Genomic DNA, 16,129 nt, shown 5'->3' with positions numbered 1-16,129 from the left:
TCCAGTGGCTGAAATACACGCTGGAAAACATCACGACCATAAACCACAAGAACCTGAAAGACTTGTATCCGCAGAATTATAAAAGAAAACTGCAGGAATCAAATATGTAGTTCATAGGGCGGATACGGGTAACGGAAGGTGGGCTGAGGCACGGGATTGCCCCTACTTTTCTGAAGGCCGGGCACACCAACGCCCGACTTTCTCCTAACCTTGTTCGGCGGTCTACTATGCCATGCGTAACCCGTATCCGGCGCGTGACTAAGGTTTTTATAGATACGGCTTAAATATACCCGCAGCCGTTCATAGCCGTTTTCGGCGTTCACAGCCTTTTATGAGGGCTTTAGATCCTGCAGATTAATCTTCTTTCACAAATTTTTCTTTAATAAGTTCTAGTGCTTTATTAGAATCGAGGCTTAACAAATGTTTCGACAAATCTGAAGCATTGGGTAAAAAAGATATCTTCGACTTACCAACCTTGATGTAATAGGTAAATGGTAAGAAAGATTTATTGATTTCTTCGATGTTTTGTAAACTAATTTCTTTTTTAATGAAAAGTTTTCTGATAACTATAGTATTCCTTGACAAATAAACATCCGCATAGGAGAAGCCAAATTTTAAAACAAGAGAAATTGCTAAAAGGAAAACAGACAAGACTAGTATTCCTTCCACTGTAAAGTTTTTTGAAAATATTATATACGAAAGAAATGATGCAAAAGGTATAAAAAACAATAACAACATTACCTGTGCTGCTCTAGGTTGTCCTCCGCTCAATTTTTTAGTTTTCATCTTCCTCCTTTCCTTTAATTTGTATACCAAACTCAAGACTTCCTGTAAAATTCAGAAATAAGCCCAGACTTCCTGAATTTACATAGCCAGCTTTGACAGTATTTCTACCATCCGTATTAACTATACCGGTTTGCAAGCCCCCCCAAATGGGTATTGCTGCAGAGATGTCAGCAGTAGTTGTTTTATTGACCACATTCCCATTTTTCACAACAGACTCCGTTTCCAAACTTATACCTGATATAAAGTCCACGCCCGCTCCTTTGGTTTCTTTTACATTACCATCTTTACCACGAAATGAAACACCACTAGTATTGGTAAACTTACCCGTTTTAGTACTAACCTCTCCACCTAAAGACAAACTGCCTAGTTCAACCCCTTTGTAGTTACCCTTTATACCGATGCCCTTTATATCTGCAGCCCCACCTACTTGCCCGGAAGCTTTGACTTCTACCTTTCCATAAACAGAAGGTTCAAGCTCGCTAATTCTATCTTTCACATATTCTTTGGTAGCATTAGCTGTAGATGTAACAGAACTGTATATTGCTTGTTTTACAGCACTTACAGTATAACTAAGAGCTCTTTCAAATAAACTTGGGGGGCCATAAGGCCAACGTCCATCCGGATCTATGAACCGCATTGGGTTATCGAACGCATAATTGTATGGACTCCATCTCCCGTCCTGCTCCGCCAATGGATCCATACTCCCCCACCTACCGATCACCGGGTCATAGAACCTTGCACCGTAATCGTAATACTCTGTACCGTCCTGCAGTTCCTTGCCGTTGTAAAGGTAACGGTTTTTCGGCGAAGTCACACCGCCCTGGTTATACACATGCCCGAACGGGTAGTAATCCGCACGGAACTTAACCGATGTGAGTGCATCCGAGGAAAAGCCCGTCCGCGTGTTGCCCAGGTGGTCACGCAGCATGTACTCGTACACCCCCGACGGAAGGATGCGGCCCTCCTCCATATGGATCATGTTCAGCGTGCTACCCTCCCACTCGATCCCGTCGATGTAATCTGTCGCCGCCGTGCCGATAACCGAGCGCAGCTTCCGGCCCGTCGCATCGTACGTGTAGGCCGCGGCCGTGCCGCCGCTTACTGCCTTTGGAAGGTTCAGCTCGTTGTAGGTCACCGTGAAGTTCCGCCGCGCATCGCGCGTCATGTTCCCGTTCCCGTCGTACAGGTAGGTTCCCGTCCCGCCCGTGATTGTCTGCAGCCGGTTGCCTTCGGCCGCCGTGTAGCCGTACGTCCAAACCGCACCCGCATCCCGCTTCAGCGTCTTGATGTTCCCCATCACGTCGTACGTCACCGTCTCGCTCCGCTCACCGCTGCCGGCCGTGCCCGTCAGCAGACGGTTCAGACGGTCGTACGTGTAGTCGAAGTGCTGGTCAGGCAATCCCGCACCCTGCCGCCAGCTCTGCCTCCGGATATTGCCGTTGAACTGGGGGGCGGAAAGCGTATCGTAACGCAGGTACTGGCTGAAACGCGAGGACGAGGTGTTCAGCAGCCAGCCGCGGGGGTTGTAGCTGTACCTGACCGTCTCGGCAAACGCCGTCCCGTCGGTGCTGTGGAGCTTCTTCTCCCGCAGCTGCCCGACGTCGTTGTACACGTTGCGGGCAATAAGCGTCCGCAGGCCCGTGTTCAGTGTCTTCCACGTGTCCACCGGACGGTCGCGGTGGTCGTACGTCCGCTCCGTCCGTACCGTGGCGGAAAGGCTCCCAGAGGCATAGTGCCGCCGAGTGGCCGACAGCGGCTGCCGCGTGAAGCTGTATTCCGTGCCGGTGTCGTCGTAGTTGCCCGCTGCGGCCGTCCCCCCTTTGTAGTGCTGGCGGATCTCGCGCACCGCATTGCCCCGGTCGTCATAGTACACCGCACTCCAAAGGTAATGCGACGTGCCCAGAACGTTCACCCGCGAGACCGTGGGCAGACCCCTGGTCATCGTGCTGTAGCCCCCCGGGCGGTAGGCTGCCGGCAGCCCCTTGAAAACCGCCACGTTGTAATCGTCGTAGAACTGCTCGGTAAGAACCGTCAAAGTGCCCGTGGGCCACGAGCGGTCCGTGTAGGCATCCCCTGCCGCGCTGCGCTCCTCCCACTGGTTGCCCGCAGCCTGCGCATCAACCTGCCCCTGCACCGTTGCGCGGTAATTTGTACCCGCCGTGGCTCCGTATTTGTAAATGCCGGTTTTTACCACCCGGCCAAGGCCGTCATACTTGGTCACGGTCCATTCCTGGGGCGATTTTGACCGCTGGACAGCATCCTGAGTGGCAACTACCTGATCCAGTTTATTATACACCAGGTATTCTCGTCCTTTGCCCGGCACCTGTTTCTCCACCAAACGGTTCCGTTCATCATAGCGGTACTGATAGGCAAAACTGTTCAGCACGGCTGCGGTGGGAAGTGTGCCAGTATCCGGATTGACCCCTGGGGGAAGCACGTAGGTTAAGTTGCCGAAGTCGTCGTATACGTAATAGGTGCTCAGCATCTCCGGCGTGCTCCCGTTCAGGTTAAAGTTGCGTTTCAGAACCACCCGTCCCTGCTTATCGGCGTATTCCTCAGTCGTATTCAGCCGCTTGTTAAAACCTGTAGCATTGACCCAGTTCTCGTCTTTTACAATGGTCACATACAACTGACCGGCGGCGTACACAGCATTGCTAGCAAGGGCCAGCGCCGGCGCGCCGCCGCTTATCGTTACGCTGTACAGCGCTACTCGCCGTGTCGTATCCAGGGCCGTGAATGGCTGGGTGTTGTTGGTGCTATATGCGGTCACCACCGTACGTCCCGCCGTTGTGCTTCGAGTGGTTGCAGGCTGCCATACCTGACCCGAAAACCCCTGCTGCCGTACCCGGTTCAGCGGCGAGGGCTCGTAGACGGTACTTGAAAAGGAAGGTGTAACCCCGCCTACCGCGGGTATTTTCACCACCCCGACTGCCGGACTATTGTAGTAGGTTGCCTGCTGTGCCGTGGCGTTCGCCTTGAAGGCACCCCCAACCCCGGTTGCCGTGCCGTAGGGAAGATAGTCTTTGTCCTTCCTCCCGAAAGCATCGTAGGTGACGGGCGTAACCAGGTCACGCATCGCACCGGTACCCGAAGCCCGCACACCGACTTCCTGAAGCGGACGTCCCAGCCCGTCATAATAGGTAATGTCCTGCATAGCGTCATCCGTTGTTGGATTTGACGGTGTCGCATTAAATCCTTGAAAATAAGTCGTTTTTCGTATATAATTCAGCCCTGCACTCGGTACGCTGTTCAGCAGGGCACCTCCGGTCTGTATATAGGCCCAAAATGGTCCGGTGCTGTTAAAACCTGGTGCAAGCGTGATGCTTGTAGTGTTTTTGTAGCTGCCGGTGCTGTTGGGCTGATTTAGCGTCAACTGGGCCAAAACTGGATTGGCGGATATTAACGGCAGCCCCACACAAGTCAGAAAAATATGTCGCTTTAAGTTATTCATCGCGTTTCTTTATTATATTCGCCTGTATCAGTCTATCGGACAGGGCCCCACATGCCCCAGTTCACTAAAAGTTTCGCTTACAGAACCGTCGGACCATTTATAGTGGTATTCGCAATCGTAAATGTTTGTTCCAATTCGCCTCAACGACAGGGTATAGTGCTTTACACCCGTTTCGCATACCCCGTTTATCCATTTTTTATCCACCGATCCGCAGGAAATACTCGAACATTCTGCATTGGCGTTGGCGGCCTGCTGTCCGTTTAGGTTTATTTCACTGATGGCCTGGTTATCTGCATCTGCCTGGCTAACCTTGGATATATATTTTCCAGCGGGGACTGTGTAGGTATATACTCCTCCGGTCTGCCCGGATGGGCAATTGTTACGTGTAAAATTCCGGCTTTTTTGAGCACTTAAATAAAGGGGTGGTGGCGTGCCATAGTGGTATTCATAATCCACAAGTAAATGTCCGTTCAGATCCCGGATATTGCTCAACCGTTGAAACATGTCATAAGCATAAAAGATATCCTTGCCGGAAGGATCTGTTTCCCGTATTAGTCCGGCAGTGGGATCATAAACATAAATACTTAGTAATGCATTGGGCAGGCCCGTCCTGAGCGGTTCAAGAAAGGACAGGATGGCTTCGGCTGTCGGGTTTGCATTATCCCGCATGGTTTTAACAGCCGCCGCTCCAAGGATGGACTCAACCGCCGCATAACCTGCATTCTGAACCTTTGCTATGGGAAGCTGACCATCGTAGCCCCAAAGATAGGATTCAGCCGGTCCGCTTTGCCTCGATACACTTTGCAGGTTGCCCATGTTGTCGTAGCGCGGCATATCGATTCTCAATTCGGCAGCCTGACTTATGGTTTTCTGCGTTTCCACCGAGCGTGGAACATAAACACCTGCATGAGGGGCATAATAATTGGTTCGCTGAAGTCCGGTCTGGACACTGTTGTGAGATGTGGTTGTTTCGATGAGTTTGCCGATCATGTGTTTATTAACCATTCCCTGATAGATACCGTTGGGATCTCTGCCTGCCGTTACCATGTCACCAGGATATTTGTAATCTGTCTTTATCGGTTTCCCCGCACTGGTTATCGATTGCTCCGACGTCTTCAGCATATGTGCTGGATTAGCGTAACGGCTGATCACCGAGGTCGTCACCGGATTGAGACCCTGGTCGTCATAAAGGGTCGTGATAACCGAGTCCTGATACATCCATCTGGAGTGTAAATTATAGGAAGTCGCGTCGATACCAAGATAGTCTGACAGATAATTGGCTTGTGAGCAGAGTGTGAAGCCGGCATCCTGCCGGAAAGAATAAAATGTTTGACTGGTATTCTTCGTGGGGTCAATTTTATAGGTATATTTCGTGTTTTTAACTGTGACTTGCTCGTTATTCCGGATAATGAATTCCCGGGTGTTTGTTTCTTTGCCCGAATGAATGCCGGTATTGGACAAGGGTGCGGACTGGATTGGATTTCCCTGAAGCACTGCCGGATATCCATCGGGGACCACCGTATATTGATGCTCAACACCGCCGTTTTCGAAATTCTCTCCAATCCCCTCAGTTACCTTCTGATAACGGATGTGATTACCCGACATATCGAAAAGCCCATAAACATCTGACGAGTAAAAACGCGTGTAAGAACAAACCGTCCGGAAACATCCGCTGGCACTTCCTGGACATTGCTGGAAAGCATTAAAGGAAGCACTGTATTGAATATTGGCCTTTTGGAGCACGCCGGTAGATCGTCCTGAAGTTAGATCATTGTAATAAAATCTCCGAACGTGGACTTTGGCGTCATAGGGATCGGCAGTGACAACCTTTGCAATCCTCACTCCCCCCACTTCTTTATTACCTTCGGTCGCCACGCTGTTGTTATACGTAAAGGTAGCAGATCCCTTTGAAATAGGCCCCATAACCTGGATCACGATAGCGTGCGAGCCTGCAGGAAGAAGTACATCAAACGTATTACTTTCATTCATACGCGCCACCACATCATGACCAAGAATATCTTTCAATACCGTGGTATATACCGGGTTACTTGCAGCTGCCAATCCTACTCTTACGTAGTAATTAGACGGAGGCAATGTCGAATAAGAGGCAATGCAACCTACATTGAGGCGTACAAGTTGTGCACAGACGGTTTCGACTGGCCCGGTATGATAGGTCTTGGTTTCGTGAAGCTCGGAAGACCCTTCGACGTAAACAGATGTACTGTAGGCCGGATTATCGCAGTCAGGTGGATCATTCACATACACACTATTTGCCTCATAAACAAGGCTGTCAAACCCTCCTGTTGGATAGATTATTTTGGTTAATTGACCTTTTCTGGAATAGTTCCAGTCGGGTAACCGATTTCCAAAGCCGTATGAATTGAACTGGCCGATGGCGGCATGGTTTACCTTGGGGATCAGTTTCTGGTTTGATTTTCCGTTGAAATATCCATAGTGGTCCTGTGAGAAGGAAAGACGAGGAGGCAGCTGATTCAACCCATCATAGGTAAAAGAATATTCCTTACCGTCCTGGTAAATCCCTTGTAGAAAAATTCGTTTAGTGACACTTGGGTCTGTCGACAAATAACCTGAGTAGCCGCCTGTACTGGTAGCCGTGTGATAACCCAGCATGACGGAGTTAACAGGAGATTCCCGGTAGTAGGTGACATTGCCCAGTTGATTGCCTTTGGCGTCAAATTTCTGGATGGAAATCAGTTTTACGTCACCCGGAACATCCTCACGGGGTGTATAATTAAATTTAAGCACGCCGGCTTTCCGTTTATTACTACTGATCTGGGTTAGATAAACTCCATAGTTCCGTATCCTTACTCCATTTTCCAGAAAGTCAGGAAAATCTTGACATGGGGTACTGCTCCCTCCACAGGGTTCCGAAACACTCGGGTTTGACGTGAAAATCTGATTCACAGAGGCTAGGTAGTTGTAATCGCAATTTCCATATTTGAGGTAGATTTCGTCGCCGAAGGGATGAGTAACGGAAGTTAAAAACCATGCGTTTTTGATCGATGCCTTGTCATAAAACGTGCTTCCTGTCATTGTAATGGAAGACTCAATCGCGTTAAAACGGTAAATGACCCCGTCATCCGTAACGATTTCAAAGCCATTTAGATTACCAGAAATTTTGAGGTTGTTCTCCTCCAGTTTTACGATGGTCTGGTTCTTAATAATAAACCTTCCGGAAAAACCCGCAAAGTTATAACTGAAAATATCAGGTTCCGTCTCAAGCCCATTGATTACTGAGTTCATGAAATCGCGTAGGGGCTGGCCGCTTGTGCCTGGAAAACCAGGGGGAATCGTAGCAAAATTACCATCATCGGGCCTTCCATAAACTGTTCTGTTTATTACCCCCCCGGCATTCAACGTCCAGCCCAAGCCAACCCGCGAAGCCACTTGGTCTACTTTCAATCCCTGATTGTGATAGCTTAATGAAATGTCAAGCGTCAAATTCTTTGTACCATAAGCAAATAAAGGGATTTGAATACCTGGAGCACCCGTCAACAGGTTTGGAAGAGTAAATCCGTAATTTCCCATTAATGCCGCGGTTGGCGAAGGGGGCAGTACCTGTGGCCAAAAAGCCGCCAGGTTATTCGGATCGCCTTCATCTACCGAGACGACCTCCTGTATCGGAACGGTGTGTTGAAGTGGACCATCGTTTCCGGATAAGCCCCCTGCTGTCAAAAACAATAAAACGGGAAGTATTGATTTCACCATGTTTAGATTAATTAATGTTCGTTCATGTCCAAATTAGGATTGGTGCCTTGCCAGACCCGATCGCATTAAAGGCTGACCGCTTGACTACGCCTATTCCCGCATTGCCATTTTTCTTAGTTTTAGTGTCAAGGTATCAGATAGTTTGTGCTAATTCAAGTTTTAGGGTTCCAATTCATTAGTTAGTAATAAGAAGACTGCATAAGAAAGCCTACACTAAGCATCCTCACACATTAGCCAAATAAATCTCCGCTCTTGAATCGCTGACAACGTTTAGGCCGATGTTTTAATCCAGGGTAAGTTTAGGAATATTATCCCATTCTTGCAAGGATCTTTTGCATTTATTCGGTAACATCTTCAACAGCAGACCGGACGGCACTTTCTTGAAATCGGCTCCACGGGATAATGCCGCAAGCAAAAAAACCGTCCGGCTTATAAATGCTTCCACGATGCTAAAATTCAATTAATCCATCCTCAAACATGCCTTTATCCGTGAAATTTCTTCCATAGACTTCGCTAATGCTTTCCCTTGCTTTTCCAATTGCTTTTCCTTTTCAATCAAATGTAAGGTCAACTCCTCCACCTTCTTCAAAAGCAGCAAATTCATTTCCGCAAGGTCCAACCCATCCTTTTTTATGTCTGCTGCTGACGGAATTTCCGGCAAGTGTTTGTGTTCTTTCACGTACGCTTCGATTTCGGCCAGTGTTGACAACTTATAATCCGGTTCGAACACGTAGTCCGGCACCGAGATATCGCTTTTTACCTTGACTTCTTCAGCCAAAATACCACCGTTTACGGTTAGTTTCGCGAAAGGATTTTCAGTACCGATACCGACATTGCCTTGAGAGGTCAATGAAACCATATCTGTCCATAACGACGTATTGTGGCGCGCTGCAATATTTAATACAGTTCTGCCCCCCGGATCCCTCGCATAAATCTTATGACCGAACCCATTTCCCCAGAGCGACGCCGTCCACTCCAACACCTTATTAGATAAGATTTCTTGTGCATTAACCTGTTGACACCAACAGAGAACGAAAATTACAAAGACTATTTTTTTCATAGTGAACTCATTGAATTTATAAAACGGATAATTTCATTCGCGATATTTCGATAGATTACTTGATTTTGTCGCACAGAGAATTGATTGTTGATTGCTGGCGGTCAATGACCTTTTTTTGCTCAATCAAATGTAAGGTCAACTCCTCCACCTTCTTCAAAAGCAGCAAATTCATCTCCGCAAGGTTCAACCCCTCCTTTTTCATGTCTGCTGCTGACGGGATTTCTGGCAAGTGTTTGTGTTCTTTCACGTAAGCTTCGATTTCGTCGAGTGCGGGTAGTTGATAGTCCTCTTCAAATACGTAGTCCGGAACAGTGATGTCGTTCTTTACTTTGACTTCCGTTGCGAGAATGCCACCATTGACAGCGAGTTTTGCCTGCGGATTTGTTATGCCGATACCGACGTTGCCATGGATGGTATAGGTTTTTGAATAGTGGGTGATGTTCAGATTAGCTTGGTAAGGAGCGATACCCGTCAATATGGTGGTGTTTACAGGCGTGCCATTCTGCTCAAAGGCTACGTATTTCATGTTTTCGCCTGTGGAAACTGTCCAGCCAACGAACTTGAATCCGTGATTGTGATAGGGGTGGGCGTATGGGACTTCTACGGCGAGGTATTTCTTGCCATCGTAAGTACAGGTTCTCAATTGCCAGGACACTGAGCCGTCTACGGATACCAGATGGGCAAAGATCTGCCGGTACGCTGACGAAGAACGGATCTCGCCGACCTCTATCCGATTCACGGCACCGGTGTGTCCACGCAAAGCGGTAATGGTGCCGATGGCGTAATTATTCGGCAGGTCTATGCCATCGTATATCTCATGCAACAAGATCAGGCCTTTGGTAAAGTCCGCATTACCGGTTGTGTTGATCACGATGCTTTTATAGTCACCCGGCGCAAGGCTAGTCACCGTTTGGCTCTTGCCTTGCAAGTTGTGCAGCAGGAATGCCACCACCGCACAGTTCATAATGATGGTTTTCATGATTTCATAGGTATAAGATAGCTGAACTATTTCAAGTTTTAAGATCCTAATAATTGGTCACAAAATATAATTGTACAAGAAAGCCCTCTTTAAGCATCCTCACACATTAGCCAAATAAATCTCTGCTCTTGAATCGCTGACAACGTTTAGGCCGATGTTTTAATCCAAGGGTAAGATTAGGAATATAACTCCATTCCTGCAAAGATTTTTTCATTTATTCTGGAATCTCGGTTGGTTTCAATCGGATTTCCTGCAGGCGCCTCAACTCAGAAATTAAACAACGGATAAATCTCCTCGATGAACAGCTGGACGCAAGGAAGCTCGACAGCTTCCTTGAAGTACAGAAGCTCCCCGGCGATATACGCGACAAACTCTTCTATTTCATCGACATGGCCGTCAGGGAGAACGACGCCAAAATGGCCTACTCGCAGTAACCAAAAAGCCCGACGCAAGCCGGGCTCGAAGGGCATCTACGAAGGTCTGCTGGGGCTAATCCAACATTCTCTTTATTTCTTCAGAAGAATATTCTGGATAATCAACACAGCTAATTGTGAAGGTATACCCCTTTCCACCGTCATTCAGGAAATCAATATCGATATGCTCAGCTTCTGCGTATCCGTCCCTATAGAATTTTAAGACATAATGCAGGATATAATCAATATTACCAACAGAAATCTTACCCTTGAGCACTTCACTTCCAAATATCTCAGATTCAGAATACGAGTAGTTGTTTCTACTAATTTTCAATGTGAAGCTATAATTCAAAAACTTTAGGCCAATAACATCTACAAGTCCCTCTTTTAATAACATGAGTGCCATACATAACTCCGTCCCAACGTTTTGATTCAGTAGCAATTTGAATTGTAGCTGGTCTCCAAAGTCTGTCTTCCTAATTTCCGCATTAATATTAACCTGTTTCATATTACCATCTCAAATGATTGCAATGCTTCTCCCGTTGGCAGGATCTAATTCCTCTATGTGTATGTCTCTCGTTCCGTATCAGCTCCTCAATATTCCAACAACAAGTCGTTAGGCAAGCCGTATTTTCTATATAAATCGTCGTTATAAATCTAAAAACACAAATCATCGCATCAAAAAGGCCTACAACTATATTTACGGCTGAATGTCATTTTCACTAGTTCAACCTGTTCGGTTCTTTATTCTTTTAACGTATGATAATAATAATTTCCAGGGACTAGCCGATATAATCAACAACAAACCTGAAAACATCAACCGATTGATATCTCGAGTTAAGCCATTCGGCCGATACATATAATCGAATCGTTCGTTATAAATGAGCCGTATTTCGGAACCGGCGGGATACGCTAGACAATCACGCCAAGCCATTCCTACTTTATACGTCTTGTTATTGTAAAAGACATAGATTGACGAGCCGCCCTTATAAGATTTACAATTTTGATCAACTACTCTATAAGACTTTGTTGTACCTGACCTTTCTAATTCTGCATTTTGAAAATAGAAAAACAACGTATACGTAAAAAGAATTATCCCTCCAATAAAAAAATATAGCTGAACCGACTGATAATATTTTTTCATAATCATAAGATCACCACCATTAACAACGTCATCCATAATTCTGCAGAATCCTCCAGCTAATAAACTAACAACAATGGATGAATTTTTCTCAAGAACGGCTCCTATTTCTCCGCTTCTTTGCCATCGGATCCGAGCCCATCCGCAAATCTTACTATCGGCTATCCTCTTTACAATTTGTACCAATAACGCCTACTAAAGACAAACTGTCATTCACAACCTTATAGAATTCTAAACTATTTATCGACTTGAAAATAGTATCCGACTCATTCAGCACGTCAAAAACACCAGATTTTTCCATAAGAAAATTTAAAGTATCAAATTGATTACCACCTAAGTGCCTTACAACAACTTTTGGAACTGAATGATCAGACTTATCGATAAACTTACGATAAACGACTCCTTCTACCCGGCGGTTACGCATACAATCTTCATAATCACAATCTTGATTTTTGCTTGAGGGTATGAAAAAATTAAGAAATATACGAATTTGCCCTATAGGAATAACTCTGAAGTACTATATTCAAGAAACCTGGTTTTAGTCATGACCCTTTTGATTCGTCGATTTTATAAACTCTTCTATTAATCGATCCAAAGTAAATACTCCGTCTATCGGAGATTAAATGAGTAGCTGCAACATCGCTGTCTAATAAAACTGACCAGATTTCTTTCTTACTTTTATAGGTAAATGCCAAGATTTTTGAATCTTCCGTGGCTATATATAATATATGTCCTATAGTTTTTTTGTTTTTTCTTTCAGCTGGTTGATTTCTCGTTGTTGTTCCAATATGTACAATGTTAACTCTTCCACCTTTTCCAGTAATTTGCGGTTCATCTCAGCCAGCTCCACTCCTTCGGTCTCTGCCTCCTCGGTAGTAGGTATTCCTGGCAGGTGACCATATGTATCGATGTAAGATTCCAAATCGGCCAATGGCATGAGATTGTAATCCTCCTGGAAGACGTAGTCTGGCCAGTTGGCCATTTCTACCTTGATTTCCTTGGCCCGGATGTTGCCATTGACCGACAGCCGTTCCTTTGGACTGGTGGTGCCGATGCCGACGTTTCCGATGTTATTTATTACCATCCTATCGGCTAAGTTGCCCACCCCATAGCCGGTTTGGAAGCGAAGCGAGACATTCCCTGCCCCTTCAGTGTGTGTTCTAATCGTGGCCACATCCGAGGCAACGACGCTGTTCGCGAATCTGATAATCCCTCCACTCCCTATCGATGCGGCGGTGTGGGGGGCCTCGATCATAAGCATATCTGTCCCCGCTGGATCCGGAATGGTGCTTCCTCTCAGATGAAGTAATGAACTGGGGCTTGCCGTGCCGATGCCTACGCTTCCGCTTGCGGGAAACGGATAGGTATTACTTTGCGCCAGGCACATTGATGCGCACATGCTGGCGATGAATCCGGTTAAAATCGATTTTCTTATCATGGAATAGATATATTTGTTTAAATCACTCAATTCAGAGACCACTCGCAGATTTCAGCTCAGCGATTTCCTTGTTTTGAAGTTCGTTCGTTCGATTTAAATCAATAATGTATAGTGTCAACTCCTCGACTTTCTTTAAAAGTAGCAGGTTCATCTCCGCAAGGTTCAATCCATCCTGCTCGATATCCTTTGCCGACGGGATTTCTGGCAGGTGCTTGTGTTGTCTTACATAAGCTTCGATTTCTGCTAGTGTCGACAACTTATAATCCGGTTCAAACACGTAGTCCGGCACCGAGATATCTGTCTTCACCTTTACTTCCTTCGCCAGGATGGTACCCTCAACAGCCAACTTGGCCTTAGGATTTGTCGTACCGATGCCGACATTGCCAGCAACTATTGTTAAGTATGTGGCAGAGCCTGTGCCCCACGACTGAATATTGTCATGAGGATCCCTTTCCCACCACGTCTTCGTATTCACTGCAGGCGTTAAGAATGAGGCATCCACGGCGATACCATCATGGAGTCTGGCCGTATACCAGTCATCTCCATCGGCGTCTCTCAAAAGCCAGCTAAAGTTTTTAAACGAATTAGAAGATGCGCCGGATAAAACGCCAATTTGGAGAAAATCGCCTTTTGTGTTGCCTAAGATTTGAGCAACGCATATTGAACTTGTAAATAAACTCAATATTATAGTTATCAGTAAATGTCTTTCCGTAATCATCGTATTGTTTTTTTGCTCGGTTAATATCGAATATTGTTAAAACCTGTTCTCTATCTTCCTACTTCGCTATTCTAAAAGTTTGAAATTGGCATTCAGCCTTTCTTCTTTTTCTCTTTCTCACTTCAGATTTCTGGTTTGTAATCAGCTCGCTTATCTGTTGTTCAACGTTCGTCAGACGTTCCCGAAGCTGTCGATTTTCATGATCCTTTTCAATCAAATACAAGGTCAATTCTTCCACTTTCTCCAGCAGTTTGCGATTCATATCAGCCAATCCGATACCGTCTGCTTCTGCCTCCTTTGCCGAAGGCATACCGGGTAGCCGGCCGTGAATATCAATATGGGACTCCAGTTGGGTCAACGACATGAGCTCATACCCGTTCTGGAATACATAGTCCGGCCAATTGGCCGTTCCCACTTTTACCTCTTTCGCGCGGATATTGCCGTTTACAGCGAGCTTTTCCGAGGGATTATCGATACCGATTCCCACATTGCCATAAGCATCGGCAATAATCAATTCGGTCCAGTTCTGCCATGTAGGCGAATTCCCAGACCTGAAAAATATCTTGCCATTGTTTGAAAAGGCCAGTTCATGGGCCTTGCCCCCCGAATTGTCACTGTACCATGCTCTAAACCCTAATAGAAAATAATACGGGTTGCCTACTTCCGGTAGACCTATAGCATTCCCAAACTTAAAATGCGGTTGAAACGACCTGTTATAGCTCGATGGTGTGGTCGGATCATTTCGAGCGTCCGCTACCGTTAAACTGGTTTGACCGAATGAACTAAGGATTATTAGACAGCAGGCAGTCAAACTCAAGAGAATTCTCAAAGCAGTTGTTTTCATAGATTAAGGATAAACTGTTTCACAATAGATTTATGTCTGTAGATTATTTAGTTTGTTTCCTGTCTTCGTATCATGGCTTTAGTATGTTTTCCATGTAAACGAATATGCTATCCGATACACAGCCGGCTACCTGCGTGGAATCCATTGATTCCTGCACAACCGCTTTCTCACGTACAAAAGCCTGTTAGTCGATCTGTTGATTATCCTTCCGGTTTAGGCTGTTGTTTTTATTCTCTCGATGGTCGATGCCTTTTTTTCTGCGGTCGATTAGAATTGCTTACCCAACAAAGATAACCAAGGGAATAGTAACATGCAATGGCTAGTTAGTTAGTTTTTGAAAAAAGTCTAAAGCTATTCCCTGCGAGCTGGCAACCGTGCTTAATATCTCGGGCCGCAAATAGTCACATGCCTTTCTGCTATGGTTAACACCAGCTGTAGGCGGTTTGATACCATCGTCCGAGTCGCAGAAACTGTACATTCCATTCGCTCGGTGTACGTGGAGGCCTGCCTTGTTGACGTGTCTTGTCCTGAAATAGCTCTACATTAAATTACCCAAAAATGCCTGTAAAGTTCTTTTAGATTAATGGTTAAATCTGTAAAGTTTTTTAGGACGAGACACTCCTTTCTACGACATGGCCGTCAAGAACAACAATGCCAAACAGGTCTACTCGCAGTAACCAAAAGGCTCGGCGCAAGCCGGGCTTGAAGGCATCTATTCCGGAAATTTCTCATACTCCTTTTCTTGATAGGTTTTAATCAGACGATAATATTCAGGATTAGAATATGCCTCCTGTTTAATGTTTATTGGAAAACCGCTATTGTCCTGAGGTTCAAAGGCCAATTCACCGCAGAAAATATACAATGTATCACTATGTATCTTATAAAAAATCGTTTCATCCCAATTATAAATATAGTCCTTTTCGGTGTCAAAATTACGAGAATCAGATGTCGATATTGCTAGCTTACTATAGTTTAAACCTCACACAAGATTCTTTAAGTAAATGGCATCTGTTTTTTTGCATAAACTTCCTTAAATTGAAATTCCGTCAACATTTTAGTATACACGAAATAAGCACTTAAGCTAAGAGCGGCCAACAAGAATCCAAAAAAAAGAATAATCTTTTCATAAATCTTCATCCCAATGCTCTGTTTCTCCCATTTTTTGCCTTGCACTCAACCTCGCTAGCTCTATCTTCTTTTTCTTACCATCCTTTGCCTTAGCTATTTTAGTCGTATGGCGAAAAGGAAAAATATTTAAAAGCTAGCGGATCCACGACGTTCCACCGTCCTATCTCGGCATCGTAAAATCTCGCGCCATAGTCATACTGCTTCAGCCCGGCCTAAATTCTATCTTAACGAATTTCAGGCAACCAAACCGCTAAGGCCTGATAAAGGAATATCACTATATATATTATCTTGGTTCTCATAACGTCGAACACGCGCGTTGCTTTATCATGTATATTTCGTTTTACACGGGATGTCCGATGTTTGAATATATTTATTATAACCATTTGAAATGAGGCCCCGAAATGCAAGACGATTAAGGCAACACTAAACATCAATAAACCCA

The 16,129-nt window shown here is 45.5% G+C and carries 10 protein-coding genes; all 10 read right to left on the bottom strand.

All coding sequences use genetic code 11. The features are described from left to right. Positions 1-354: 354 nt before the first annotated feature. The 10 genes from ACFQRK_RS23495 to ACFQRK_RS23450 all read right to left on the bottom strand — a co-directional run bounded on the left by ACFQRK_RS23495 (position 355) and on the right by ACFQRK_RS23450 (position 14,559). Positions 355-786: a hypothetical protein gene (locus ACFQRK_RS23495; protein ID WP_379010841.1), complete on the bottom strand. Its 432-nt coding sequence runs from the start codon at positions 784-786 to the stop codon at positions 355-357. Continuing rightward, entirely contained in the window at positions 776-4,237 is a 3,462-nt protein-coding gene (locus tag ACFQRK_RS23490; protein WP_379010839.1) for a DUF6443 domain-containing protein, read from the bottom strand. Before ACFQRK_RS23490 ends, ACFQRK_RS23495 begins: the two co-directional genes overlap by 11 nt. A 27-nt stretch (positions 4,238-4,264) precedes the next feature. Further along, positions 4,265-7,966: a DUF5977 domain-containing protein gene (locus tag ACFQRK_RS23485; protein WP_379010838.1), complete on the bottom strand. Its 3,702-nt coding sequence runs from the start codon at positions 7,964-7,966 to the stop codon at positions 4,265-4,267. Positions 7,967-8,426: 460 nt separating this feature from the next. After that, positions 8,427-9,026, bottom strand: a complete 600-nt coding sequence (locus tag ACFQRK_RS23480) for a hypothetical protein (protein WP_379010836.1) — start codon at positions 9,024-9,026, stop codon at positions 8,427-8,429. Between the two features lie 55 nt (positions 9,027-9,081). Continuing rightward, the gene (locus tag ACFQRK_RS23475; protein ID WP_379010835.1) at positions 9,082-10,005 is read right to left on the bottom strand and encodes a hypothetical protein; all 924 of its coding nucleotides are present in this window, start codon (positions 10,003-10,005) and stop codon (positions 9,082-9,084) included. Between the two features lie 266 nt (positions 10,006-10,271). Then, positions 10,272-10,475: a hypothetical protein gene (locus ACFQRK_RS23470; RefSeq protein ID WP_379010834.1), complete on the bottom strand. Its 204-nt coding sequence runs from the start codon at positions 10,473-10,475 to the stop codon at positions 10,272-10,274. Positions 10,476-10,494: 19 nt separating this feature from the next. Continuing rightward, positions 10,495-10,926 carry a hypothetical protein gene (locus ACFQRK_RS23465; RefSeq protein ID WP_379010833.1) on the bottom strand — a complete coding sequence of 144 codons (432 nt, stop codon included), beginning with the start codon at positions 10,924-10,926 and terminating at the stop codon, positions 10,495-10,497. Positions 10,927-12,292: 1,366 nt separating this feature from the next. Further along, positions 12,293-12,997 (bottom strand): hypothetical protein, encoded by a 705-nt coding sequence (locus ACFQRK_RS23460; protein WP_379010832.1) that lies wholly within the window; start codon positions 12,995-12,997, stop codon positions 12,293-12,295. Between the two features lie 31 nt (positions 12,998-13,028). After that, on the bottom strand, positions 13,029-13,556 hold the full coding sequence (locus tag ACFQRK_RS23455) for a hypothetical protein (RefSeq protein WP_379010830.1): 528 nt from the start codon (positions 13,554-13,556) through the stop codon (positions 13,029-13,031). A gap of 217 nt (positions 13,557-13,773) precedes the next feature. Further along, positions 13,774-14,559, bottom strand: coding sequence for a hypothetical protein (locus ACFQRK_RS23450; RefSeq protein ID WP_379010828.1), 786 nt, complete (start codon positions 14,557-14,559; stop codon positions 13,774-13,776). Positions 14,560-16,129 lie beyond the last annotated feature (1,570 nt).

This window comes from Parapedobacter sp. GCM10030251, assembly GCF_042666505.1.
Lineage (GTDB): Bacteria > Bacteroidota > Bacteroidia > Sphingobacteriales > Sphingobacteriaceae > Parapedobacter.
Note: the sequence above shows the minus strand (reverse complement) of the source record. Positions and strands in the feature narration are given on the sequence as shown.